General features: G+C 37.2%; 23 protein-coding genes and 1 tRNA gene. 13 read left to right on the forward strand and 11 right to left on the reverse strand.

Features of this window, described 5'->3' with window-relative positions; genetic code table 11:
- Positions 1–274: 274 nt before the first annotated feature.
- Positions 275–901, reverse strand: a complete 627-nt coding sequence (gene pyrE, locus IQ247_RS15105; protein ID WP_193921302.1) for an orotate phosphoribosyltransferase — start codon at positions 899–901, stop codon at positions 275–277.
- A 110-nt stretch (positions 902–1,011) separates the two neighbouring features.
- Here pyrE and IQ247_RS15110 point away from each other — a divergent pair, with 110 nt between their 5' ends.
- Positions 1,012–1,443, forward strand: coding sequence for a hypothetical protein (locus IQ247_RS15110; protein WP_193921304.1), 432 nt, complete (start codon positions 1,012–1,014; stop codon positions 1,441–1,443).
- A 97-nt stretch (positions 1,444–1,540) separates the two neighbouring features.
- Here the strand turns inward: IQ247_RS15110 and IQ247_RS15115 are convergent.
- Positions 1,541–1,613 (reverse strand) — tRNA-Ile (locus IQ247_RS15115).
- 224 nt (positions 1,614–1,837) lie between these two features.
- Here IQ247_RS15115 and IQ247_RS15120 point away from each other — a divergent pair.
- Together IQ247_RS15120 and IQ247_RS15125 are read left to right on the forward strand one after the other, a co-directional pair.
- Entirely contained in the window at positions 1,838–2,539 is a 702-nt protein-coding gene (locus tag IQ247_RS15120; RefSeq protein WP_193921306.1) for a hypothetical protein, read from the forward strand.
- Between the two features lie 167 nt (positions 2,540–2,706).
- Positions 2,707–4,047 carry a hemolysin family protein gene (locus tag IQ247_RS15125; protein ID WP_193921308.1) on the forward strand — a complete coding sequence of 447 codons (1,341 nt, stop codon included), beginning with the start codon at positions 2,707–2,709 and terminating at the stop codon, positions 4,045–4,047.
- A gap of 25 nt (positions 4,048–4,072) precedes the next feature.
- On the opposite strand, the gene queC is transcribed toward IQ247_RS15125, so the two are convergent.
- A complete protein-coding gene (gene queC, locus IQ247_RS15130; protein WP_193921310.1) occupies positions 4,073–4,762 on the reverse strand; it encodes a 7-cyano-7-deazaguanine synthase QueC in 690 nt (229 codons plus the stop codon).
- Between the two features lie 520 nt (positions 4,763–5,282).
- On the opposite strand from queC, the gene IQ247_RS15135 reads away from it, so the two are divergent.
- The 3 genes from IQ247_RS15135 to fcmC all read left to right on the forward strand — a co-directional run bounded on the left by IQ247_RS15135 (position 5,283) and on the right by fcmC (position 9,457).
- Positions 5,283–6,347, forward strand: a complete 1,065-nt coding sequence (locus IQ247_RS15135) for a Gfo/Idh/MocA family protein (RefSeq protein ID WP_228059762.1) — start codon at positions 5,283–5,285, stop codon at positions 6,345–6,347.
- Positions 6,348–7,784: 1,437 nt separating this feature from the next.
- On the forward strand, positions 7,785–8,936 hold the full coding sequence (fcmB, locus tag IQ247_RS15140; protein WP_193921312.1) for a filament morphology actin-like protein FcmB: 1,152 nt from the start codon (positions 7,785–7,787) through the stop codon (positions 8,934–8,936).
- 5 nt (positions 8,937–8,941) lie between these two features.
- Complete coding sequence (gene fcmC / locus IQ247_RS15145) at positions 8,942–9,457, forward strand: filament morphology membrane protein FcmC (RefSeq protein ID WP_193921314.1); 516 nt, start codon at positions 8,942–8,944, stop codon at positions 9,455–9,457.
- A gap of 171 nt (positions 9,458–9,628) precedes the next feature.
- Here fcmC and rbfA read toward each other — a convergent pair whose 3' ends face one another.
- From rbfA to IQ247_RS15170, 5 genes are all read right to left on the reverse strand, one after another.
- Positions 9,629–10,024 (reverse strand): 30S ribosome-binding factor RbfA, encoded by a 396-nt coding sequence (gene rbfA, locus IQ247_RS15150; RefSeq protein ID WP_193921316.1) that lies wholly within the window; start codon positions 10,022–10,024, stop codon positions 9,629–9,631.
- Positions 10,025–10,109: 85 nt separating this feature from the next.
- Positions 10,110–10,316, reverse strand: a complete 207-nt coding sequence (locus IQ247_RS15155) for a DUF751 family protein (RefSeq protein ID WP_193921318.1) — start codon at positions 10,314–10,316, stop codon at positions 10,110–10,112.
- A gap of 132 nt (positions 10,317–10,448) precedes the next feature.
- Positions 10,449–10,682 carry a hypothetical protein gene (locus tag IQ247_RS15160; protein WP_193921320.1) on the reverse strand — a complete coding sequence of 78 codons (234 nt, stop codon included), beginning with the start codon at positions 10,680–10,682 and terminating at the stop codon, positions 10,449–10,451.
- A 289-nt stretch (positions 10,683–10,971) separates the two neighbouring features.
- Complete coding sequence (locus IQ247_RS15165) at positions 10,972–12,204, reverse strand: HetZ-related protein (protein ID WP_228059760.1); 1,233 nt, start codon at positions 12,202–12,204, stop codon at positions 10,972–10,974.
- Between the two features lie 459 nt (positions 12,205–12,663).
- The gene (locus IQ247_RS15170) at positions 12,664–13,329 is read right to left on the reverse strand and encodes an L-threonylcarbamoyladenylate synthase (protein WP_193921322.1); all 666 of its coding nucleotides are present in this window, start codon (positions 13,327–13,329) and stop codon (positions 12,664–12,666) included.
- A gap of 133 nt (positions 13,330–13,462) precedes the next feature.
- Here IQ247_RS15170 and larC point away from each other — a divergent pair, with 133 nt between their 5' ends.
- A complete protein-coding gene (larC, locus tag IQ247_RS15175) occupies positions 13,463–14,788 on the forward strand; it encodes a nickel pincer cofactor biosynthesis protein LarC (RefSeq protein WP_193921324.1) in 1,326 nt (441 codons plus the stop codon).
- Between the two features lie 110 nt (positions 14,789–14,898).
- Here the strand turns inward: larC and IQ247_RS15180 are convergent, their stop codons facing one another.
- Both IQ247_RS15180 and IQ247_RS15185 read right to left on the reverse strand, forming a co-directional pair.
- Positions 14,899–15,486 carry a hypothetical protein gene (locus IQ247_RS15180; protein WP_193921326.1) on the reverse strand — a complete coding sequence of 196 codons (588 nt, stop codon included), beginning with the start codon at positions 15,484–15,486 and terminating at the stop codon, positions 14,899–14,901.
- 115 nt (positions 15,487–15,601) lie between these two features.
- On the reverse strand, positions 15,602–16,075 hold the full coding sequence (locus tag IQ247_RS15185; protein WP_193921328.1) for a DUF6658 family protein: 474 nt from the start codon (positions 16,073–16,075) through the stop codon (positions 15,602–15,604).
- A gap of 651 nt (positions 16,076–16,726) precedes the next feature.
- Between IQ247_RS15185 and IQ247_RS15190 the strand changes: the two genes are divergently transcribed.
- Positions 16,727–17,659 (forward strand): lysylphosphatidylglycerol synthase domain-containing protein, encoded by a 933-nt coding sequence (locus IQ247_RS15190; RefSeq protein ID WP_228059761.1) that lies wholly within the window; start codon positions 16,727–16,729, stop codon positions 17,657–17,659.
- On the opposite strand, the gene IQ247_RS15195 is transcribed toward IQ247_RS15190, so the two are convergent.
- The gene (locus IQ247_RS15195) at positions 17,656–18,984 is read right to left on the reverse strand and encodes a Sll1247 family protein (RefSeq protein ID WP_193921330.1); all 1,329 of its coding nucleotides are present in this window, start codon (positions 18,982–18,984) and stop codon (positions 17,656–17,658) included. The two genes, IQ247_RS15190 and IQ247_RS15195, sit on opposite strands and share 4 nt — an antisense overlap.
- A 1,298-nt stretch (positions 18,985–20,282) precedes the next feature.
- Between IQ247_RS15195 and ndhL the strand changes: the two genes are divergently transcribed.
- The 5 genes from ndhL (at position 20,283) to IQ247_RS15220 (ending at position 26,393) form a co-directional block, all read left to right on the forward strand.
- Positions 20,283–20,534, forward strand: coding sequence for an NAD(P)H-quinone oxidoreductase subunit L (ndhL, locus tag IQ247_RS15200; protein ID WP_193921332.1), 252 nt, complete (start codon positions 20,283–20,285; stop codon positions 20,532–20,534).
- Positions 20,535–20,561: 27 nt separating this feature from the next.
- Positions 20,562–20,867 carry a DUF3007 family protein gene (locus tag IQ247_RS15205; protein WP_193921333.1) on the forward strand — a complete coding sequence of 102 codons (306 nt, stop codon included), beginning with the start codon at positions 20,562–20,564 and terminating at the stop codon, positions 20,865–20,867.
- 812 nt (positions 20,868–21,679) lie between these two features.
- Entirely contained in the window at positions 21,680–22,318 is a 639-nt protein-coding gene (locus IQ247_RS15210) for a heterocyst differentiation related protein (protein WP_193921352.1), read from the forward strand.
- Positions 22,319–24,294: 1,976 nt separating this feature from the next.
- Entirely contained in the window at positions 24,295–25,230 is a 936-nt protein-coding gene (locus tag IQ247_RS15215; RefSeq protein ID WP_193921335.1) for a DUF11 domain-containing protein, read from the forward strand.
- Entirely contained in the window at positions 25,227–26,393 is a 1,167-nt protein-coding gene (locus tag IQ247_RS15220) for a hypothetical protein (protein WP_193921336.1), read from the forward strand. The genes IQ247_RS15215 and IQ247_RS15220 overlap by 4 nt, the downstream gene beginning before the upstream one ends.
- Positions 26,394–26,516 lie beyond the last annotated feature (123 nt).

Genomic DNA, 26,516 nt, shown 5'->3' on the forward strand with positions numbered 1-26,516 from the left:
TTCTTTACGTCTCATTAATCCTGGGAAAAAACCAATTCTTTACGTCTCATTAATCCTGGGAAAAAACCAATTCTTTACGTCTCATTAATCCTGGGAAAAAACCAATTCTTTACGTCTCATTAATCCTGGGGAAAAACCAATTCTTTACGTCTCATTAATCCTGGGGAAAATACGAATCTTTCAATTATCTGATTTGCTCGAATTATTAATATAAATTGTTCGATGCAAATCTAAATATGGGAGACGTAGCACTGCTACGTCTCTACATTATTAATTAGGGTTTAATTACAATCTGCTTATATCGTGTCTGAATATCAGTAATTGAAAACACATATTCAAACTGTAAATTTACGGATTGATAATATTCCGCTCCACCTTGCTGACGGTCTATCAGTGAAATTACTTGATTAACTGTATAACCCGCATCTCTAAGCCTGGTAACAGCTTTCATTGCCGATCGCCCTGTAGTCACAACATCTTCCAAGACTACAACCTTAGCTGCTTCCGGTAAATTTGGACCTTCTACATAAGCTTTGGTTCCATGACCTTTAGCTTCTTTGCGAACAATCAAACCTGGTATAGGTCGGCTTTCCAGTGCAGAAACCACACTTACAGCACTGACAATCGGGTCGGCTCCTAAAGTTAAACCTGCCACAGCTTGAGTATCCAAAGGTAGCATATTTAAAAGAATGCGACCAATTGCCAAAGCACCTTGGGGATGGAGTGTTACCTCCTTACCGTTGATGTAATAAGAACTACGCACTCCAGAAGAAAGCACAAAATCTCCCTCCTGATAAGCAAATTGACAAAATAAATCTAGTAGCTGCTGACGAACAAGATTCAAATCAGTATTAGTAGCCCATAAACCAGTTTGGGTAGAACTTTCAGCGCGATAAATCATTACAAAACATCAAAAATTATGTTACACCGGACTAGTTGAACTTATGCGAATTCTGACATTTAGGATAAGTCAGCGGTCAAAATTCGCACCAAAATACAGGAGTTGTTAATATGTCCTTAAACTTAAAAGCCCTAAGTGGGTTATTAGTGCTTGCTGCTACCATTGGGTTGCCGGCGATCGCCATAGCAGAAACCGAAACATCCAGCTATCAAACACCAAATGAAGTATTTGAAAAAGCATTTTACAAAAATTATCCCGACTTTTACAATAACCAAGGTTTATTTAGGGAAATAGATTGGATATTTGGATCTGGTTCTTTGTTTAAGAATTCTTTTCCTGAACACGAAATTGAACGAGATGGTAAGCTAGTAAACATTCTTTATCAAGATGTACTCAAGCAACAAACAACCAACGACCCATATCTTCGGACTCCAGATTTACCAAATCCTTATAATACCTCGTTACTAGGTTCTCCTAGCTTGAGAGCTACTCAGTTACAAGTTGGAACTGAATTCCGCTTTGATAGTCTACCACGTCGCTAAAAGAGAAGATTAGAGGTATAGATAAATATTTCTTAGCCATTAGTTCTCGATCCGAAGGACTAATGGCTAAATGTAGGAAGTTAAATTTATTGTTAAATCCAGGGTGCAGGAGTTGAACCTGCCTAACACGAATTATGAGTTCGTTGCCTCAACCGCTCGGCCAACCCTGGCTGATTAATCATTATACCGTGAGTTTACCTTTTTGTATACAAAAATCATTAAAAATAATTCAAGAAATCAAAAATATCAGATTTTGCGCTACATCATTTAATCATAAAATAGTGCAAACTAATATTTATCAAGTATTATCTATCAAGTTTTCCGTTTTTATCGAAAACAAACTTCAACACTTTTGCTTTATCCTGACATCGAACAGCTATATTAATTCCGAAGAATGAAACTAAATTCTACTGTACTTCTAACGTTGATTTTGTTAACCCTGATGTTAGGGGCTGGTTCAGTCAGCGCTTTTTGGGGTTTTACCTTGGGAAGTGCGGCTCTTAAAGGAGTCACAGCGCCGGATACTCGTCCTACTACCAAGTATGCCAGGAAAGGCACAACTGGTGGTCAAGAAAAAGAAGGTGTAGTCTTTGTCAAAGAAGAAGAAATCCTTTCCATTGTAAAATCACGCATCGAAGGTAAAACCAAAGCCGCTAAATCAAAAACAATCGATGATTTAGAAGAAGGTAAAAAAGATACCAAACGCAAACAAGAGGAGAAGCCACCAGAAGCTCCAGAAAAACTCCAAGCAGGATTTCCTATACAAGCCGAAAGCGAAGGTGTAACTCTTGCAGTACAGTCAGCCGAATATTCGGGGGGCGCTTTGTTGCTAAAAGTAAAGATGGATAATAAAGGTGATGATTCCGTGCGCTTTCTTTATAGTTTCCTAGACGTGACTGACGATAAAGGAAGAACTTTAAGTGCTTCCACAGAAGGTTTACCATCAGAATTAGCTTCTGATGCACCACCATCATATGGTACTGTGAGTATTCCTGCTGCTTTACTTGATGATGTCAAACAAATTTCCTTAGCCCTTACAGATTATCCAGCACAAAAATTACGGTTGGAAGTGTCAAATATTCCTGTAGAAAAGTAGATATTGGGAATATTAAGTGTTAGATTCTGTATTTTACATTGAGTATCTAGATTCATCGCTAATAATTTGAATTTAACTTGAAATTAACTTGAATTTAACTTTAATGTAAAAATACAGCATCGAAAAATCCAGGATAGTGGGGCTTGAGTTTTACGTGAGCAAAGACTGTGAATAGTCTTGATAATTTAAATTGGTCGGAAGTAGGGCTGAGATTGCTATCAGTCTTACTTTTAATTGCCATAAATGCCTTTTTTGTCACCGCAGAATTTTCAATGGTGACAGTACGGCGATCGCGAATACATCAGTTAGTGGAAGCTGGGGATATTCAAGCGATCGCAGTAGAAGTATTGCAACGTAGCATTGATAGATTGCTCTCCACAACCCAGTTAGGGATTACTCTTTCAAGTTTGGCACTGGGATGGATTGGAGAAAGTACGATTGTAGAATTGATTAATATATTGCTGCAATCTCTACCCATACCCAGAACAATCAATGTTTTCCTCGCTCATTCCTTATCAATACCGATCGCCTTTTTTTTAGTCGCTTATCTACAAATAGTTCTAGGAGAATTGTGTCCTAAATCCGTAGCAATGCTTTATTCGGAAGAATTAGCCAGGTTTTTGGGGCCTTCAGTTACAGCTATTGTGAGATTTTTCAGCCCCTTTATCTGGATTCTTAATCAATCAACTCGTTTTTTATTACGCCTATTCGGTATAGAATACACAGGCAAAAGTTGGAGACCACCAGTTACTCCTGAAGAATTGTTATTAATTATTTCCACAGAGAGAGAATCCACTGGTTTAAGAGCCAGAGAACGAGAACTGTTAAAAAATATCTTTGAATTTGGGGAAGTGACAGTACAAGCAGTAATGGTTCCCCGCAGTAACATAGTAGCGCTATCTAAAAACGCAACCTTACGAAATTTTCTCCAAGAAATGGCAGGTGATGGTCATTCCTGCTACCCTATATTCGGAGAATCCTTAGATGATATTCGCGGCATCATTTATTTTAAAGACTTAACAAAGCCTTTAGCATTAGGACAATTAACTTTAGACACACAAATTCATTCCTGTATGCGTCCTGCAAGGTTCGTACCAGAACATACACCCCTAAATGAACTATTACCCATGATGCAACAAGAAAAGCTAGCTATGGTCGTAGTAGTGGATGAATTTGGCGGTACAGTAGGATTAGTAACCATCCAAGACGTAATTGCTCAAATCATCGGTGACATTGACGAAACGCAAAACAGCAATGACCTACTCATCAAAATGATAGACGAGCAAACTTTTCTAGTTCAAGCGCAAATCAACTTAGAAGACCTCAACGAAGTATTAGAACTCCATATACCTTTAACAAAAGAATATCAAACCCTCGGAGGCTTTATGCTATACCACTTACAAAAAATTCCCAACATTGGTGAAAGCTTCCGCTATCAAAATATAGAATTTACAGTAGCATCAGTAACAGGTCCCCGATTACAGCAAATTCAACTAAAAAGGCTGTAACAGAGTTAGTTGACAGTTGTTGACCTTAAACCTTTGACCTGAATGCATATTCCACCGGGTCTGTCAATCCCAATTCAGCAAAAGCAGCAAGACGCAAACGACAAGAATCGCAAACTCCACAAGGGACATCACCACCGCTATAGCAAGACCAAGTTAATTCCCAAGGAACTCCTAATTTGTTACCTAATTGAATAATTTCGGTTTTTTTCAAATCGATTAAAGGTGTAACAATATTAATGGGATTTCCTTCACGTCCTTGCTTGGTTCCTAAACGAAATACCTCTTGCATTGCTTTAATATAGTCGGGACGACAATCTGGATATCCCGAATAATCCAAAGCATTTACACCAATATAAACCTTTTCTGCGGCGATAGTTTCGGCATAAGAAGCGGCAAAACTTAAAAATATCGTATTTCTTGCAGGGACGTAAGTAATGGGAATATTTTGAGACATTTCCTGCAAAGAACGCTCTTGAGGTAAACTAATCGAATTATCTGTAAGCGCCGAACCACCCCATTGCGTTAAGTCAAATTTAACAACTTGATGTTGGGTTACACCAGCTTTTTGGGCTACTGAAACCGCCGAGCGCAATTCTTTTCGATGCCTTTGCTGATAATCAAAACTGATGGCGTAACATTCATATCCATCAGCTAAAGCTTGATATAAAACAGTGGAGGAGTCAAGTCCTCCTGATAATAAAATTACAGCTTTCATTTGTCTTTCCTCCTGGAGACTCCCGCCATGGCTATACTTAGCAGCTTGACGGTGAGAGGTAGGGAGGGGCAACACCTAAATTGCATACGATTAACCATCCTTCAACCTTTGTGATTGCTTCACTCCATTATTATGCGCTAACGGTTATAGCAGTCTTATCTATACAAATTGAAGTTTAATTGCAAAACCGGAGACTTTTTGATTAAATTCTACGGGTTGAATTTCAATCATTTAAGAATACTAACGAAAATTTCAAGTTAATCAAAAGACATGATATTTTTTTGTGAATAATTCAAAAAAAAGATTAACAATGCTCGGATATACGAAAGAAAGACGGATATCGGGAACTCACAACGAACTTTGAAATTCTTCATAAATAGAACCTCTATGTTACCATCTGGTTACGATCTGGATGGTTATTAGGTTGCTGCTTTGTTGGCAAAAAAGTACAAAAATCAACAATTGTAGCGTCTTTAAAGTTGGTGGTTGAGGAGAGAAAATTAGAGTGCAAGATAGCAGCATGTCAGCGGGAGAAAACAATGGATACGTACAGCGCCATCAACCACGTCCCATTCGTGTAGGCGTGATTGGTGTAGGTAACATGGGGCAACATCATACCCGTGTACTAAGTTCGATGAAAGATGTAGAACTAGTTGGTGTAGCCGATATTGATATTGAGCGGGGCTTGGAAACCGCCAGTAAATATAAAACTAAATTTTTCGAGGATTACTGCGAGTTATTGCCTCATCTTGAGGCAGTTTGTATTGCCGTTCCTACCCGCCTACACTATGCCGTCGGGATAAATTGTCTATTAGCAGGAATCCACGTTCTAATCGAAAAACCAATTGCTGCAAATATTTCTGAAGCAGAATCTTTGGTTAATGCCGCAGCAGAATCTGGCTGTATCTTGCAAGTAGGGCATATAGAGCGCTTTAAGCCAGCTTTTGGAGAATTAACTAAAATCATCAAAACTGACGAATTGCTCGCCTTAGAAGCTCACCGCATGAGTCCTTATTCAAGTCGGGCAAACGATGTTTCAGTAGTGCTGGATTTGATGATCCACGATATCGACTTGCTTTTAGAATTAGCTGCTGCACCAGTAGTGAAGTTAGCGGCTAGCGGTACCTGTACTCCCAACTCTACCTATTTGGATTATGTCACTGCGACGCTGGGATTTGCTAATGGTATTGTTGCTACCTTGACTGCTAGTAAAATCACTCACCGCAAAATCCGTAGAATTGTAGCTCATTCCAAAAATTCATTTACCGAAGCTGATTTCCTCAACAATGAAATTTGGATTCACCGATACCCCACTAACTCAATAACAGACAACAGACAAACATACAGACAAGACGGTTTAATTGAAAAAGTTTACACCTCAAATGTAGAACCATTAGGGGCTGAATTAGAACACTTTGTGAATTGCGTGCGCGGTGGTAATCAGCCTTCAGTGGGTGGCGAACAAGCTCTCAAAGCCTTGAGATTAGCTAGTTTAATCGAACAAATGGCTGTATCTGACAAAGTTTGGAACCCTTTAGATAGCCAATCAGAACCGATAATGCAATCTTTTAGTTCCACTATTTAGAAATTTGAGAAATTTGAGAAATTTGAGAAATTTTCACCGGACTTGAGTATTCAGCCTGTATTCTGAGAATTTAAAGCGTTATTTTAGCCATCGATCGGAGTATTGAGTAGGTATTAGCTTACTTAATACTCCTTTTTTTGCGTTCAGATAAATGATAGATATAGCGGTAGTCATAATTATTAGGACATTTACCTGTTGCCTGTTCCCTTAAGAACAAAATAGACATCTCCGAAAAAGAATGTAGAGACGCGAAATTTCGCCTCTCTACAAGGTTTCTGGATGACGCATAATTAATTTCCACCAGATGTCTAATATGATGTCCTAACCAATATGACCATTGCTATATAGCGGTTTTCACTTGGGTGCAATACAAATTTTACCTCACCCCGCCCAAAGCCTCCCCTCTCCAAGGCATCGGAGAGGGGAGGGGTTAAAAAGTAAAAAGTAAAAAGTAAAAAGATAATCCCCATAAATAAATTAAGGGGATTTGATAAGGACGTATTGTTTGAAGGCACTACGTGTCTCGAAACAAATGTTTTTACTTCGTTCCATAAATAAATAATGGTGCTTAAACCATTTTTATTTTTCTTTACTTTTGCCTTTTTATTTTTTACTTTTGCCTTGTTCGGTGAGGTTTTAGTGTATTGGACTCAACTGAAATTTGCTATGTATGATACGAATATTTAATTTTAGGAAAATAAAAATAAAAATTATTTAGAGTGTAGTCAATTTATCTTGATTGTTGACACCAAAATAATGCACTTTTTATGAAGCATACAATCAATTCAAATTCAAACTTAATGTATCTAATGTTTCATCATTGTCTAGTTGCTGGGGGTTGTGTATACCGTTAAAAATAAAAAACCAACAAATTATGATCCGCGATCGCTTTTTTTGATCAAGGCAGGTATTTGTATCAGGCTAAATATTTTTAGCAAAACTCAAACCAGTCAAAAATGACGTTATCGGTCTGTAGCTTATTCATTTCGCTTTGTAATTTTAAATTCACCAATACATATTTACTGACTTACCTGTTTTACACATATATGGTGGCGGTACATGAGTAGGTTTGCTAACATACTCAGAAAAAGCGCGATCTAGTCAGTTATGAAGTAGTTTGTATTTTGTAGCTTGTCACCCGTCTAAACAAATCTACAAAGATAGTATGGCCATAACACTTATCGTAAAAGCGATAATAAAAAAGCCTTATTTCTTGAGAGAATACATAAAAAGCCTGGACTGAAAAAACCAAAACGGTTCTAGCTGTTACAACAGACTTTAGTTCCCGTTGTTTGACTTCATACTTCGTTAACTTACAAAAACAGTCGATTACTGAGGTACACGAGTAATTTTTGCTCGCATCTCAATTAGAGTTGATTCTTTTTTGTAAGATTAGCATGATACCTTGTTAGAGCTAAGTAGAAACTAGGAATTTCCATGACAGACCAACCTTCCGCTGCTACCCCGATGAATGCCGCTGCGATACCGATGAACAGAATCACGGCATCTACTCCGATTAACACAACTCCCAAGCTGACGAATCCCGGTAATGGTGGGAGTAAGAATCTTCTTAGTGTAGACCTTGGTAGGACTTCTACCAAAACCAGCGTTAGTCGCGAGCCGAATAGTGTGATTTTTGTTTCCTCCAATGTCAAACAAATGACAATGGAACAAGTTCATGGAGGAGTTTTTGAAGCTCGTGCAACAGATCCTTTGATGGATCTTTGGCTGGAGTATCAAGGTAATGGTTATGCTGTTGGTCAACTCGCAGCTGACTTTGGAGCCGATTTAGGAGTCGGTCAATCTAAAGTTGAAGCTGCACTGATTAAAGTTTTGGCTTGTGTGGGATACTTTAAGCTTAAAGATGATATTTCCGTAATCTTAGGTCTTCCTTATCTTTCTCAAGAACAATTTGAAAAAGAAAAAGCACAACTCATATCTCAAGTTACTGGCCCTCACGTAATGAACTTCCGTGGTGAGTCTGTAACAATCAACGTTAATAAAGTTTGGGTAATGCCAGAAGGCTATGGTAGCTTGCTGTGGTGTGAATCCCAACCCAAGAAGGGACCTGGAGCGCCCGACTTCACCAAAGTTTCTGCCGCGATTGTGGATATTGGACACCAAACTACAGATTGTTTGATGGTGGATAACTTCCGTTTCGCAAGAGGAGCTTCCAAAAGTGAAGACTTTGGTATGAGCAAATTTTACGAACTCGTAGCCGCTGAAATTGAAGGTGCAGACAGTCAATCTTTATCTTTGATTGCTGCGGTAAATAAGCCCAAAGGTGAACGCTTCTACCGTCCTAGAGGTTCCAGTAAGCCTACCAATCTAGATGATTTCCTTCCTAACCTAATCGAAATGTTTTCCCGCGAAATCTGCACTCGTGTGTTAGCATGGCTGCCAGAACGTGTTACAGACGTAATTCTTACCGGGGGTGGTGGTGAATTTTTCTGGGAAGACATTCAACGCTTGCTCAAAGAAGCAAAAATTAATGCCCATTTAGCTGCACCTTCCCGAGAAGCTAATGCTTTGGGGCAGTATATTTATGGAGAGGCACAATTATCTGCCAGTCGCTCTTCTAGGTCTTAAAACTGATGTTCCAATGGTCAAAAAAAGTAGTTAAATCTGTTACGTTCAATCCAGGGGTAGCGGATGAAAGCTTGTTAGATGTTGTTGAAAGGCACTTAGAAACAGAGCCAGATAAGACTTTCAGCGACCTCTGTAAAGAAGCTTTATGGCAAGCTTTGTGCGTACCGGAATCTGTACGACCAGATCCGCAACCAACATCAACAGCAACACCGAAACCATCATCCGGGGTGGGAGAACACATCGCTGACCTGGAAAGAAAATTGGCTGACCTTGAGGAACGTTTCTTTACTAGGGAATCAAATCGGTTGGTAACGATGGAACAACATTTGACACAGCTTAGTCAGCAAGTGGCTCAGTTGGCAATGATGATCAATCAAGGTTCTGTCGTTCAACCTTCAACTCAATCAAAGGTGTCTGAAGTATTAAATAATACTTCTATGCCGACTTCTACTGTTAGTAATCCTTATAAAGAGGAAGACCCCTTAATCAGCCGCTTGAGCGAACTTGTGGATGATTTTTAAAGGAAAACAGGGTGTATATCTTTTGTGCTGCTGTCAAACATCTTCGATCGCATTTAATTCCGCAGCAAGAGGTTTTCTCTGCCGTCTTATTAATTGCAAATGGTGTTTGACAGCTATATTTTAATGAATGTTTATTTTTAGGTATAAACAATGTCAAACTAACAACCTCTACTACTCCCCCTCTCCCTGAGTTTCTATTTGCAATTCGGGCTTTTGTTCGCTCTTAATCTTGTCTAAAAGCGATAGTACCCTGTTACCTCTTTCAATTGAACGGTCTTCCAAGAAGATTACTTCCGGGGTACGACGTAAACGGATTCTTGAACCAAGTTCGCTACGGACGTAACCAGTCGCTGACTTTAAACCAGCCATTGTCTCTTCTTTGGCTTCATCAGTACCATAAATTGAAACGTAGATTTTAGCGTGTTGTAAATCACCTGAAACATCTACATCAGTAACGCTGACCATTCCCGTACCCACTCGGTCATCTTTAATCCCGTTGAGTAACATTAGGCTAACTTCCCGTTTAATTAATTCAGCAACGCGGGAAACGCGGCGATTAGTAGCCATAAAAATAAGCCTCCTAACAGAGGTTTTACTACAAAAACTCGGCATTGATGCAGGGTTAAACACCCCTCACAAATCGCCTACTAGATTAAATTGTACTTAAACCAAGCATTGCACGCAGGGTAAAAGAAATAAACACAAAAATGCCCACTAAGATTCCGATAAAAATAATCGAGGTGATAGGGCGCTTAAATATTGGTGTTAACCAGCCAAACGCATTCAAAAATATACCCAACGCGGTAGTTACCAAGTAGCGGGGGTAGCGAGACACGTTATCCCAAAAACCATCAAACATTTTTTTTGAGTATCTTGTTATTAACTGTAGATTTTTTGATGTACTTACTCAATAAATTGTAATCTAATAGTTGGTACATCTCTCATCTAATTTAAATTTATCTGGTTCTTCATGCAAGTAATCGGCATTATTTTAACGAATAGCAATATTTTTGGTGATTTTTTGATTTTCTCCCCCCATCTTATCAGCAATATGAGCTACTTTACTTGTTGCACTCATCATTCTTTTACTAAATAATTTAATTTGTGCAGAATTAGCAAGTAAATTGGGAAAAATTATTATATGTAATTGCGAAGCTAGATTTATCGAATACGCGAATAACTGTATCTCGAAATCAATTTTCAAATATTTATCTGAAATTTTCATATTTGAGGTAAGATTTATCACCTATTTATGACAGTTGATTTAAAAATACTCTTATTTTTTGGGGTTAGGACGTTTTTTTATTGGCGATTATTTGTGACCTTTTAATCTTAGTAGAGCCTCCTGATTTATCCCCTGACAAACTAACTTATCTAAACTAATTTATATATTTGTCGGGGACATTGGGAGTGTTTTTACTATTTAAGCACTGATGTCGATCATCTATAGTCATTGTAAGTTCTGTAAAAGTAAAATAAAGCGGCAGTAGGTTAAATATTATTAATCTACTTATTTAACCTGCTTGAATTTCACTATTACTGTTACGAATAGACCATGCTAGTTCTAGCAACTTAGTCCAGCGCTTTTGTAGCTGTTTCGGAGTACATTTAAGTACTTTGGCAATTGTTTGGTCGTTTTGTTTATCGCTTTTCAATTCCAACATTTGACGTTGTTGTTCGGAAAGTTGATTGACAAAAGCATCCCATTGAGTAGAAGACATTCCTAATTTTTGTTCCAAACTTGCACCCAACCACTGATGTACTAATTGCCAATTATGGGTGCGTGCGAATTTTTCTACATGGTACTTAAAACGCTGTTGTAGATAATCGCGCTGACGACTGGTTAAACCGAGAATTCGATCGATTTCTGGAGCGCTCAAATCTTGGAGTTTCAACGATAAATAATCTACACAGTCACTTTGACCTTGAACTTGCAGGTAATTCACCAGTTCAGAAATAACCCGATCGCGCTCTGCTTCTTCTGCTGGGTCAAAATTTGATTGTGCAACCATTTGCGATCGCACTTGTTGAACAGCAGAGTTGCGCTGGTATGCTTCTGCATCTTCGGATTTGGCAGATTCTAAAGCCATTTCCATGTCAACGGTGGTTTCTTGAGGTAAACGACGGCTAAAGCCTTGAGCGCGGAGGATGATTAATTGTTGGTTAGCGTTTCCTGGTAGGGAAATACGACGTTTAGCATACTGTTCGGTAAATGCCATGTACTCTCCTAATTGCAGCCGAGTTCGGGGAGTGTAGTCTTGAGGTAATTCGTTTTCCCGACGGAAGGCTTTAATCGCTTCGATATAGAATGCTTGGAGGAAATCTTCAATCAAGTTGTAACGTGCATCAAAACCCAACTGACAACCGGGAAGACTGATATGGCGGTAAACCATTGAACCAAGAGTGCTATGTAATTCTACTCTACCGCGTCTGGAACCTAATTGATAATAATGCAAGCATTTTTGCAAGCGATGCCGCGCTAAACTAAATAACCAAGATTTAACTTGTCCGGATGTTTGAATGCGGTAGCTTTTCTCGCAAATGCGTTCTACTTCTTTGGCTATACGTGTAGCGATTAATTGAATAGTTTCAGGAGTAGCTTTAACTTGAGATTCCAACTCTTGACATATCTGCTGAATTAACACATTGTTACTATCCTGGTTATTTCCCTGGGGCTGTAAATTTGCAGCTTCGTTTTCAACAGCAGATGTAGATTCCGGTAGATTAGCAAAGTTTGTTTTCATCATTTTTTTTATTTTTGGTACTGCACCGTAACTACATAGCTCGCAGCCTGGGGAAAAGCTTATCAAGACTCAACCTTGCTCGCTGCTCACACTTATGAATGTAAGAAATATCCGTAAGTTCCGGATATGCCGGTGTGTCGCTTTCTTAGGGTTTCTTCAAAACGCTACTGTCACACTCCTAAGTATAAATACTGGAAATAGCTTCAAAGCTTTGTGATGTAAGGTTTTGAACCGCGCTGTACCTATGCTCATTTTACCTTGGTGAATGTGACAATTTAGAAATTGGAGTATTTAAACTAATTAAAAAGACAAGGTGAAGTAACAGGGTTTTTTGATTTTTGTCAGCAAATAAATCCCCTACATACGGGAACGATGTTTTCCACTAACCTTGAGCATTGCTTGTTTATTCATGATTCCTTTACACACGTAGCAATAAACCCGGTTTCTACAGCAGTTGTGATTCTAACTTCCTTCTATCCATGTTGCAGCTTGCTCCCAACCCAATCCTTGACGTATAATTACTGGCTGTTCTTCAGTCATATCTACAATAGTAGAGACTTGACAACCAGGTTCTTCGCCGGTATCTATAATTACATCTACTAAACCTTCCATCCGGTCAAATAACTCTACCCGCGATAAGGATTCTTGTTCAATCCATGTGTCCTCATCGTCACTATCTGAAGCTGGAATATGAGCGGAAGTAGAAATAATTGGGTTTCCTAGAGCCTCCAATAACGTCAAACAAACCGTATTATTAGGTACTCGAATTCCAGTTGTTTTGCGTTTGGGGTTTTGTACTAACTTCGGTACCAATTTGGTCGCTGGTAGTAAAAACGTGTAAGTTCCTGGTATCAAGTGTTTCATAATCCGATAAGCTGTATTACTGACAAAAGCATAAGTAGCCACATTAGAAAGAGAAGGACATAAAAATGTCAGTGGTTTATCATTGGCTAGCTGTTTTATTTGTCGTACTCGCTGCACCGCCGATTTAGCATTTAAATCGCAACCAATGGAGTAAACTGTATCGGTAGGGTAAAGCATAACTGCACCACTTTGTAGCGCTGCAATAATATCTTCTATTCTACGAATTTGCGGATTATCAGGATGAAGAGTCAAAATTTTTGCCATGAATTAAAAATTTGATTATGTAATAAATTAATTCAAATAATTCAAAAATTAAAAGCAAAATCAACTTTTAATTTTAATTTTAATTTTAATTTGATAACTGTTAACTGTTAACTGTTCACTGTTCACTGTAATCATGAGTAAAATTGTTTATTTTCAATGTCCAACTGGGATTTCTGGTGATATGTGTTTGGGGGCTTTAGTAAGTTTGGGAGTAAGTATTGAATATTTAATTGAAAACCTCAACAAGTTAGGAATTGCACAAGAATATAAATTATGGACTCAACCAGTTCACCGCAATTTGCAGCAAGCAACTAAAGTTCATGTAGATTTACTTGATAATCATCACCATCACCACGGACGACATTTACCAGAAATTGAGCAAATGATCGAATCGGCTGGTTTACCACAAAAAGCTGAAGTTTGGAGTTTGGCAATATTTCGACAGCTAGCAGTCGCAGAAGGAGAAGTACATGGTATTGCTCCAGAAAAGGTACATTTCCATGAAGTAGGTGCTGTGGATGCGATTGTGGACATTGTTGGTACTTGCTTGGGCTTAGATTGGTTGGATATTGACAGCAATGACCAAGGATTACCTTTACTATACTGCTCTAAACTACCGACTGGGGGAGGAACTGTCCGCGCTGCACATGGAATGATGACTGTACCAGTACCTGCGGTATTGAAATTATGGGAAATACGAAACTGTCCCGTTTATAGCAACGGTATCGAACGGGAATTAGTCACACCAACAGGTGCGGCTATTGTAACAGCTTTAGCAACAGAATTTGGTTCGCCACCAGATATGACTTTGAAAAAAGTTGGTTTGGGTGCGGGTAATTTAGATTTACCAATACCAAATATTTTACGTGTTTGGTTGGGTGAAACTATACAAAAACCAGTTAATCACCATCGAGCTAGCGTCGCTGAACGTGATCATGTAAATCATCAATTTGAGAATCATCCTCAAGATAATTATCAAAATAATTCGAGTCCTTATTTAGAAAATATTTCAGTTCTAGAAACCCAAATAGACGATATTAGTCCTCAAGCAATTGGTTATATATTTGAAGCATTATTTGCAGTTGGGGCGCTGGATGTTTTTACCCAAGCTGTAGGAATGAAAAAATCTCGTCCGGGAATTTTATTAACGGTTATTTGTCAACCAGAAAGTTTAGTGAAATGTGAAACAGTTTTATTTCGTGAAACTACCACATTAGGAATTCGTCGCTTGACTCAACAACGTGCAGTATTACAAAGAGAAATCCAAGAATTAGAAACAGCATATGGCAAAGTTAAAGTTAAGGTAGCTTGGAGGGGGACGATAAAAAATAAAACTATAACAAATGTACATCCTGAATATGCAGACTGTGCGGAATTAGCTCAAAAATATGGTATTTCCTGGCAAGAAATTCACAGGTTAGCATTACAATCTTGGTATGCAAAAAATCAACAAAAGTAAGTATTTTAAAAACCCGACTTCTAAGGATTATTTCAGCAACAACAAAAATCGGGTAGGTTTTCAATATCCTACCCAATCAAAAGCTAATTAAACAGTTGTATTAACTGATATTAATTAACTGCATCTCTGATGGTTCTTTGTACTGCATTCCCAGCATCTTCAGCAGCCCGTTCAGTACCTAATCTCGCATCTGTAGCAGCCCGTTGAGCATTTATTTTTGCATCTTTGGCTGCTTCTTCTGCATTATTAGTAACTTTACCAAAAGCATTAGAAGTATTTTCTTTGATGTTTTGAATTCCTCTCTTAGTTCCTTCAGCAAAATCTTCGGCACTATCTTGTGCTTTATCTACTGCATATCCGGTACTTTCTTTAACATTTTTGCCGAAATCTTCGAGGTTTTCTCCTTTCTTATCCAAAGTGCGACGAGTATTACCTGATAAGCTACCAGTTTGGTCGATAACGTTAACTTCAGCATTATCTCTCAAACCCTTAGCTTTCAATTTTGCAGCAGCTTCCACATCTTTACTTCTTGGGTCTACATCGCTATACTGATTCATTCCTCCTCGATAGGTAGAATCAGGAGATTTCGCATCTACAGAACTACAAGCTTGGGTAATAAATAGCAAGGTTCCTAATACAAAAGCAGTAAAAATCTGCTTAATTTGAATTTTTCTGATTGCAGCAAATACTTTATTCATTGTTTACTCCTTTTTCTTTTTTTACTTTAATGTTTGAGCAATTGATTACTTGATAAAATAACAAACAACCAAATTTCAAATATTAATTGATTCTTTAGTTGTTGAAAAGTTAGTTTTATTTACCTAAAGCCGGATTTCTCTGTATTTCCGGTCTAGCGTTTGCTTCTTGAGCCTTATCCTTAAGAAAACTGGAAGCTTCTTCTACAGATTGTTTCACAGCATCAATCCGTTCTTCTACACGATTCCCCAAGTCTGGACTACGTTGAATCAATCCACCAGGTTCAGGATCATTGATATTTTCTAAGTTCTTAATTGGCAATTCTTTCTCTTTAGCTATTCTACCTTGAGGTGTCTCAGCACCAGGATAGAGCAATCCATCAGATTTATTTGCAGCAATCAATAATTGCGAGTCAATATCTAGTTGAGCTAATTTATCTGCTTGCAATGCCGCATTATTTGAATTTACTTCTAAAGCATATTGACCATTACTAGAAACTATGCTGGTCATACACAATAATATTCCAGCAATGAATATTGTCACAATTTGACGTAGTTGTAATTTCTGGAAAAATCCGGTTAAACGATTCACCTAGGTTCTCCTCCCATTAATCTCATTAAATTTATATCCATGCTTAATTGGGTCATCAATTGTCAAGATTACATCAAAAAAAGCAGATGTTTCCTCTAGCGAAAGTCTTATTCTTTTGATTAGTTTTACAATACCTTTCTCTGACTTTGGAAGGATATAAGTCTAAATAATCACTAAATAATCAAATTCTTACTGAATTATGCCAATCACACATCAATAATTATCAAAATATATAAAAATTTAGTTATAAATTTATATGATTATAAATCCATCTCAGAGGATGTTTTGAAGCTATCCGACGGTTTAAACCGCTACTAAATAACTAAAGTACACCTGGGTGGACTAGTTAATTAATAACCTGCTTAGCCGCGACTTCTAGTCGCCAGTAAAGTATTAAATTAGATTTTTAAAACATCCTCTAAAGAATTATTTAATAAAATCTTAATTCAAATATGAACTTTAATCATTTATAAATTAACTTACTTAAGATAAATTATGAATAAATACAAATAAATCAAGTATATGCAAATTAATATTTATCATCAAAAAATCACTAATTAATTTCTCTACTAAAAAACTAAATAGTCAAATAAACTAGGAATTTTTGCTAATTTAACATATTATTTTTGATGTTAGTCTATCGAAAAAAAAATGAACAGCAAAATTAAAGAAATGATTAAGCAAGTTTTACGCTGGCTACTTTTAGGTGGAACGTTATTTTTTTTAGCAAATGCTTTGAAAAATAATTGGCAAGAAATTGCAGCTATTCGTATTGATGGAGTTGGATGGTCAATTTTAGCAATTGCGACTGGAATAACTTTGTTAGCACACGCTTGGGCTGGGTGGGTATGGACTTGGATTCTTCAAGAGTTGCATCAATCAATAAGTTCAATACAACTTATTCAAGCTTACCTCAAAACAAATATTGCTAAATATTTACCAGGCAATGTAGGACATTACATCGCAAGAATTATGGCTGCAAAAAATCTCAGGGTTAGTACTAGTGCTGCTACAATCAGCGTACTGCTCGAACCCTTATTAATGTTAGCGGCAGCTTTAATACTTGTAATTTTATGCAGCAAATTTACCTTGGCATCCGGTTCTATTATTTTATTAATAGGGCAAATATTCGGTTTAGTTGTTGTACTATCTATACTTCACCCTTTATTTCTTAATCCATTAATTCGTTTTGCACACCGTCGCAAAAACAAATCTAGTTCAGATAATTTAAATGGTGTTTCTTTAAGTCTAAATCGTTATCCGCTACTACCTTTATTAGGAGAATTGGGATTTCTATTACTGCGTAGCGCGGGTTTTATTTTTACTTTATATGCAATAGCCCCAATTAATCCAAGTCAAATTCCTTTAATCATCGGAGCATTCAGTTTTGCTTGGTTATTAGGATTAGTCGTTCCCGGCGCTCCAGCTGGTTTAGGAATATTTGAAACAACTGCGATAGCACTTTTACAGCACTTTTTTCCCACCGCGTTGATAATTGCTGCTAGTGGCTTATATCGTTTAATTAGCATTTTAGCCGAAACTATTGCTGCTAGTTTTGCTTGGTTGGATGAACGTCTTATTTAATAATTTTCTTTTCTAAGTAGCTTTAATTGAGAAAATATTCGATAAGTATCTAAATTTGTTGGCAATTCATCACCAGCAGAATCTTCTTGCATTTTAATTAAATTGTATTCCACATTATCTGCATAAATTGCAAAAGTTATCGTAAATATTTCTATGAAATTAATTACCCACTTACATTCTTCTTCAGGATAAATATCATAATAACAAATCAAATTCGCAATCCGCATTTCTAAATGACGACGGGAATTTTTGCTAATTAAAACTATTTTTAGCAGTACAATTACTAAGTTGAGTGGATTTCCTTGAGAAAGCAGTAAAGTAAATAACTGGGAGGGTTCTTTCCCATTCTCTGAAATTAAATAATCAATAATTTTATTACAAATTCTCAGCAATAAATTCTGATTAATAGTTTCTTGGTTATATTCTGTTTTCCACACTAACAATTTTTCCGATAACTGCTGTTGCAAAGTTTCAATAAAATCTTGTTGACTGAGGGAATATAGCAAATATTTAAGCAAGCTTTCTTTAAAATCTTTTAAATTTTGATTCCTAGTCTGTTTAATAAAGATATTCGCAATATTTTCATAACTAAATGCACCCTTTCTGACAACAAGTACTTTAATCAAACGTAAAACTTCATCTCCCAAAATACTTGGATTTTGGTAACGATTAACATTTGAAGCAGCAGATTGAGAACGAGCAATATACATTGCTAATTCAAATTTAAATTTATCTTTTAATTGTTTAGAAAGACGTTTTGCTGCTTGTTGTTGTTCTTTGGGGTTGTTTTTATCCGTTGACTGAGCTATTAATAAATAAGAACTATAGCGATTTGTCCAATGCAGTTTGCTTTGGTCTTCGTGTTTAATCGCAAATAATTTTAGTTCTTGACAATCCTTACTATTAACAAAGTTGATTAACCAAGCTCTAAAAATATTAATTTTTCTCGAACTAGTTAAATTTGTTTTGGGTGTATACTTCGTAAATAAATCAATTAACTGTTGAATATATTTATATTGACGACGATTTTCCCAATTATTAATCAGTATATAACAAGTCCGTTTCAGAGTATTACGAAATTCCGGTTCGTTACTACCGATAAAAATGTCGTAGATTCCTAACTCGTAATCTGAGCTACCTGAATCTAAGCAATCTACAAATAAGTTCTTAAATTCTTGTAAAACATCTTCTGGTTCATGGTTTTGAACCATTTCTACAAAAAAGCTATAAACTTTTTCTTGTGCAGCCTGCACATCCAATCCTCTATGATTCAAGTCAAGAAGATGCTTTTTACCCTGTATTATCGGTAAGCTATCAACAATCATATTATGGTTATATAGACCCAAAAGTCTCCTGCTTATATTCTTACTAGCTTATCCTTCACAAACAGGAGCTTCAATCTGATTATTTTAAACTTATGTATTTTTTACATAAATTTGATAAACTTATGATTTTAGGATAAAAATATTGCACCCACTTGTGTAATTACCGCGCTTGAAAATTTAAAATTATACTGGGATTCGACCGTATCCTTAATTAGTTAATTCTTGTTTATTTATTAAAATCAGGAAAATAATTTTTTATAGCAATCCTATTTGTATGTATCGAAATCACGGTGTTTAGATCCCCAACTTCTCCAAAAAGTCGGGGATCTATATTCTCACACTCACCATCGCAAAATACAAATACAAATACAAATATAAAAACATCCCAAATGCAATTACATCTGGGACAACAAAACCATAAATAACATTAATGGGGGTGGAGGGACTTGAACCCTCACGACATTTTACAGTCAACGGATTTTCATTCTTCCGCAGCTTTCGCTACTACCTTGATTGTTTTCTCAAACATTAGGTTTTAAGAATTGGACTCTCCCTTTACCCTCGACTTTACAAATAATTAAACAATTGCTTGCAATTACGTTAGGGTCGCTCCCGTCGAGTCTCTGCACCTTCCGAACTATTAAAGTTAATTCGGCTTGGCTCAGGATTGCCATATCTTACGTAATATTTAAACGTAAAATTTAGGTTTCCCTGAATTTGAGAGCATCCACTTGTAGAATTTCTTCAACAAGGCTCAACTTTTTAAGTCCGTAGCGTCTACCATTCCGCCACACCCCCATGTTTTTTTGGGGACTCGTCGATATCAGCTGTTAGCAGCAAATATCTCCTCATCTATTTGAGCATTAATTACGTATTTTGTCCAACATTTTTCCAAATTTTTTTTGACGCTTTTCTGATATTTGAGTCGTGATTCACATCACGAAGGCTTGAAATTCATCTAAAACGGTGATTGTGATACTCTAGGAGCATACAATCTGCTGGTCTCTCACCTGCCGTTTTGACTCCGCTGGGGAATATAATTCCCCATCTAACAGCAAAAGCCCATTCAAATGGACTAAAAAGCAACCCATCATAATTAATGGGTTTGTAGTAACGATTTATCGCTCCAATCAAGGGCGCGCATCCCAACAACAAACCTTGAAAACTAATGGGACAGACTATTAATCTAATACCTTACTTTCAGATCATGGGGAATATTGCGACCAGCGATACTTCCTTGAGTCCCAGCTTAAGTTTATGATAGAAAATATATTCAACCAGTTAATAATGGAAAATATATGCAATCAAGTCTACTCACTTATTTAAACAGCGAAACCATCATGGTACCTTTGATGTACCTACTTTTGGCAGGTTCCTACCTGTTGGTCATTCCAGTCATGGTTTTAACCTACATGAAATTTCGCTGGTACTCAGTTAGTTCCTTTGAACGTGGCTTCATGTATTTTCTCGTGTTCTTGTTCTTTCCCGGTTTATTGCTTCTATCACCGTTTGTTAATTTTCGACCACGGCGGCGACAAATTGAAGTTTAATCATGTATTGGTAGGTCATATTTAAAAATGCGACGCATTGACGCTATTGGAATTGTATTTGGCGTTTTTGGTTTAGGTGGTTTAGCTTATGTAACTTTTAAGCTTCTGGGTTTTAATAGCTTTAGCGCTGGTATTTGGAGCCAAGTTTTATTAGTTGGAGGTTTAATTGGCTGGCTGCTCAGCTATGTTTTTCGTGCGGTGGGAAATAAAATGACCTATCATCAACAACGAGAAGAATACGAAAAAGCCTTTTTGCAACATCAGCTAGACCAACTTTCTCCCGAACAAAGAGATCAACTTTTAGCTGAGGTGGAACATCAGGAAGATAAATAAGCTTGAAAATTATTTGCAATTACACCCAACCCCCCTGAAGCTAACGGGGATTTTACCCCGAACAAAAACTTAAATCCCAAATTAAGATAAATCTTTGGTCAAAAATATCCACTGTGATATACAAGCTACTTTAGATATTACTCCCTTCCCGTTAAAAGATTACCGAAAAAAAACCGCAGAGACACAGCGAAAAGTGCGGTCTTGGGGTATCCCCAAGTAGAGCAACTTTTCAAGAGAGAGAATGCAAAGCAAAGAGATAAAGAGAAATAGGTAATTTTCTAGCGGGATAGGAGTAAGATGATAAAATTCCGGTTTCTTTGGCAGTGAAGAATTAAGCAAACGTGCGAAATAACTATATAGACTGAGGCTTTTTTTTACATAATTGATATTTTATAAGTATTCTTACTTTGATTCACCGTAATTCTCCTAGGACAACTATTTTTGTGTTAAGTTAGCGATGTTTTTTAAAAGTCAGTGTTCAAAACCGGGTAATTTTACCGCTCAAACAAGCTGGAAAATGATTCTAGTGGGTAATTTCGGCTAAAGATGCTTGATTACTAATATTTATTGATAACAAGAAAAACTTATATGAAAAAATGATCACAACAATGTTTGATCTTGCTATCTGTACTAGACAATTTTACAGATATGATTTTGAATATATAAAGCTATTACCAGTAGTAAAAAAAGTACTTGGTACTAAGTTTTATGTTTTGGTTATTATATGGAATTGAATAAGGTATAAATGATGAGTGTGAGAGAGTATAGATTATCAATGATTTTAATTTTGTCGCGTTATGGGAGAAAGCGCTATGAGTGAAAGTATGGCATTTATTGGCGGAGTTGCAGTCGCTGGGCTAGCAGCTCTTTTGCTGTTGAAGGGTTCTGGTAATTCCGTGCCGAATTTTAACAGTACTCCCCAAGTCCAAGCACCCATAGTCGCACCACCCTACATGGCTCAACCAGGTACTTATCCTGGCTTACCAGTTTATCCAAACCAGATTCCTCCTGGTTCAGATACGGTTGAGTTGCGGACGCAGTTAGAACGTCAAAAAAACCAACTTGATATGCTTCAACGAGAAAACGACCAGTTGAAGAATCAAACTCAACAGTTTCAGTCTCAAATACAAACTTACTACCAATCACAATTAAACGCTCAACAAAACCAAAATGCCGCACAACAAACTGCGCTACAGCCCCAAGAAGCTTGGTGGTCTTCTAATATACTTTGGGCTGTTGGAGGTATGGCACTGACTGTTGGTGGTGGTATTGTAGTTGCTGGAGTCTCAGCTTTATTCTCTCCAAAACATCGTCCTACAAGAACAGTACAGGTCATTCATCCTTACAATGGCTCTGGTCATACAATATCTCCTCCGGTACGCCGTGCGGAGTTTTTACCTCCTCGCTCCGAAAGACGTATCGAAACTCCTGAATACGACGATACTTACTAAAATCCAGTGCGATCGCGCTGCATTTGCACGATGACAGCGCAACCAGTTTTTACAATATTAGATTGATTATTAATCATTATTGGCATTAAGTTTCGCTACATTTTGTTGCGAAAATTAAAAATAATTATAATCACCTTACTATTAGTGGGGGAAGATGCGCGAATTGCTTATCTTCCTTCATTTTTTTACGCTATAAAAAATTGAGTTTATTGACGAGTAATATAGCGGTTTGCGGTTGAGTAGAATATATTCAAATTGTGGTGTGGACATTCCTCTTTGCCCGATTTTTACCAATTTTATTTGTATTGCACCCAATTGAACACCGCTATATCCACTGTTGTCAATCTAAAACGTCATAAGTTTTTGTTATGAAAATGATGATGTTATGACTTCGCTAGATTCATCTCGTTTTCAGTAAAAACAGACAACAAGAAGTAAAGAATACACAATAATATTCCCACATAGTAGACACTTTATAAACTGTCTATATAAAATTATTACACCTGAGCCTAAGTTTTTATACTAATTAAAAGTATAAAAATAAACTTTTAATCCCTGAGTTATTTGTAAAATGCAATATACAAAAATAGAACTTAATTGTAAAATATATTACAGTTAATATGGTAAATATTTTTTATAAAAACGGTGTAAGCAAAGAATAAACTAAGTCTTCATCAAAATTGCTGATTATGACAAGCTTAGAAAATCCTAAGTCTAAATCAAATATCATAGACAAAAAAATATTGCATATATTTACTTATTGTTTTATTTACTGCTGAGGAAAAACTTAAGTATTCTCACTAGCGGTTTTATTACTGATGAATGACAATGTAAAAAAAATACATAATAAAATATAACATCCCTGATTACTTGGAAGTATTTTCTGAGTAATATTACTGAAGTGTGACCTAAAAAAATAAAGATTCAGCAAAGTAAGTTATTGAGTAGTCCCGAAATTGTAAATTGGAAACATACAGTCTAAGGAACACCTCTAAGATGCTAATTTATGAGAATCTAAAATATAGCTGAAAATTAAGTAAAGATTCTCTAAAGCACAACTAAATGCTAAGTTCAGTTTTCTAAATATATACTTCGATAGGTGTGTAGAAGTCTGAGCAAACCCTGAGAATAATTAATCTGACAACTTTTAATTATTGTCTGTATGTAATTAGTGACTCAAAAAGAACCCATACGTGGGATACTCTACCTTAAGCAATTTTATGACAGTGGTGTGAAGGTAATGGAGGCAAAGATGAATATTTCTTATTTAATACCTAAAACTAAACGGCGGATATCAAATTACTCAGACAAACACACTTATTGCTTTATTGATACAAAATTTTTCTCATTTCAATCAATAAAAATTTAAACGTAATACCTTTAACGAATAAATTACACGTTTTATCCACGAGTAATAAACAACTGCGATCGCAATTTAAACCAGGTAGTCAGGTTATTTCCCTATTGACGATATGCAGTCCAATAGGTGAATTTCCGTCCCCACATAATCCAGATTTGTTCTCGTCTCAAAGCGTATATTTACGTAAATAAATTCACAGAAACGTAGTAAAAAATGTTTTTAATGTACGGATTGCATAGAAACATTTTTCCTACTATTTTTAGTTGAATCTGGGGATAAGGGTTAATTATTTTGAGATAAAAAGCCCTAATCCGTTAGTTTATTCGTTGAGCTTGTTTGATTTGAGGACATTAAAATATCGGGATTTAAACCTATCTGCAACTGGTTTTTATCTTGACAAGTAGTTGATAATATGCTCTGATTGCAAAAAAATATACATTTTGCACACAAGGAGAAATCAAAAATAAAATTTTCTTCGATATTATGTATAACTTAGTGAACTTTAGCGATACAATTCTTGGCTACTAGTTAAGAATTTGAATTTGAGAAAAAATGGCTTTTTAGTTAAAGCCAATACTTGAGAAAACCTAGCTATTTATTGCATTGATGCCTTCCAATGATATCTTTAATCTCATGGCTAAGGCGTAAAAGCCTCTTTTTAACCATCGGTTCCTTGAGTGTTATTACTTATGGAATTATACCGACTGTTGGTCAAACAGTGATAGAGAATACCGCAAGTGGTGGAGCCGATAATTTACCCGATCAAAGAGTTGATTCTAATCAAGTAATTCTGAGCGCTTCTCCGGCAGATTTACGGTTGATCAAAACTGGCGATCGCGCTGCTGCGGAACCTGGGGATACGGTAATTTATACATTGCGGATTGAAAATGTTGGTCGATCGCCAGCGACAAATGTCAGCGTTACCGATAGATTACCGTTAGGATTGCGATTTGTTTCTCAGTCACTGCGGGGTTCTGTTGGTGATCGAGCGGTGGAGTTTAGCGAACCAAGTATTAATGCTTCGAGTAGAGGTACAAATGTCACAATCAACTCGACAACTACTTTGCAACCGGGAGAAAGCTTAGTAATTAATTACGCGGCTGAGCTAACTCCAGATGCTGTACGCGGAAGCGGAACAAACTTAGCACAAGCCCAAGCTGGGGGTTTGCGAAGTAACCAATCAAGCCACAGATTGCGGATTAGATCGGGAATTTTATCCGACTGCGGTACCTTGATTGGCAGAGTATTTATTGATAAAAACTTTGACGGTGAACAACAGCCAAACGAACCTGGGATACCGAATGCGGTGATTTACATGGATGATGGCAACCGTATTGTTACCGATGCCAATGGTTTGTATTCTTTAGCTAATGTGATTTCCGGTTATCGTTCAGCGGCGCTGGATTTGACTAGTTTACCAGGCTACTCTCTGGCTCCGAATAAATATTTTATTGAGACAAATAGCCCGTCACGCTTAGTGAAATTATCACCTGGAAGTATGGTGCGGGTGAATTTTGCGGTTACGCCTGCATTTTCGGAGGGTAAGCAATGATTAAGAAATTATCTCACGTGCGATTGAGCAATAGTAACAACTATCGTCACCAAAAACAATTTTTCCATACGATGTTATCTGTCTTATTAAAGCTAGGTAGCGCGGGAATTTTACCGATAGTTATGGCGATTGTCGGATTTTCTGCAATGTCTTCTAACGGTGCTGTAGCTGCTGAGTCAGATGAAAAGACTCAATTAGACATTAGTCTTAGATTAAGAGAGGCTCTCGATACAGGAAAAGAGGTAAAAAGTCAAGAGCAGGGAAAACCTTCCATCTCTGAAGTTTCACTGTCTGCCAAGCCATCAGAAGAGGATAAAAGTCAAGAGATTTCTCCAACTCCACAGCAATCAGTCGAACTTGCACAAATAGGAGACAGTTTAGTATCTCCTAGCTCTGGGGGAAATTCGCAGTCAGACTCTTTGTTTGGACAACAAGGAGAGTCATTATTTGAGCGACAGCAGTCGGTTCCTACTGCTCCTAACGACCAGAAAACCCAAGCAGAACCCCTAAATCCTCTCCAAGAAAATTCGACACCTGCAAGGAGAGAAAGAAGTCGTAGTGAGGTGCAACTGGATATTTCACCTGTAGGAGACCCGGTAGTCCAAGCTGATGGACGTTCAACAATTCAGATCCGGGGACAGATTATCAACGAGAAAGGGGAGGTTATTCCCAAAGATGTATTGGTAACTCTAACAAGCAGCGCGGGTGAATTTATTGGTTCCGATCAAGACCCAGATGCACCAGGATACCAGGCACTTGTGGTCAATGGTGAGTTTATTGGCACTTTACAGTCAGGGCTGAAACCTCAAACTGTCCGTATCCGGGCGGCTGTTCATGAAATCAAAAAACCCACATCTACCCTAAGACAGAGAGAGCGAGCAATTGATGGGGAAATCCTTTTAGACAGCACTAGAGATACGACTCTATTTAATAACGAACTGATCGACGAACCGATAGAAGCCTATACTCAAGTAGAATTTACCACTTACTTACGACCTTCCCTAGTCACGGGTATTATAAACCTCCGCATTGGTGCTAGAGGTACGAATTTCTGGGGTAGTCGGAGAGAATTCCTTGACCCGGATGCAGATGATGGAACCGAGGTAGACTTGGATTCCCAGATATTCGCGACTGGTAAAGTTGGAGAATGGTTGTTTACCTAAACTCCGTGAGAAGACTCCCGCCATAATCTCCGATTTGGCGGCGAGATGAATCACGGGTCAAAAAAGAAACACCTTCCGACCAAAATTGAGCGTAAGCGAAATCAGGGAGGAAGGTAGTTGAGT

Origin of the sequence: Plectonema cf. radiosum LEGE 06105 (assembly GCF_015207665.1) — a bacterium.
GTDB classification, from domain to species: domain Bacteria; phylum Cyanobacteriota; class Cyanobacteriia; order Cyanobacteriales; family Nostocaceae; genus Rivularia; species Rivularia radiosa_A.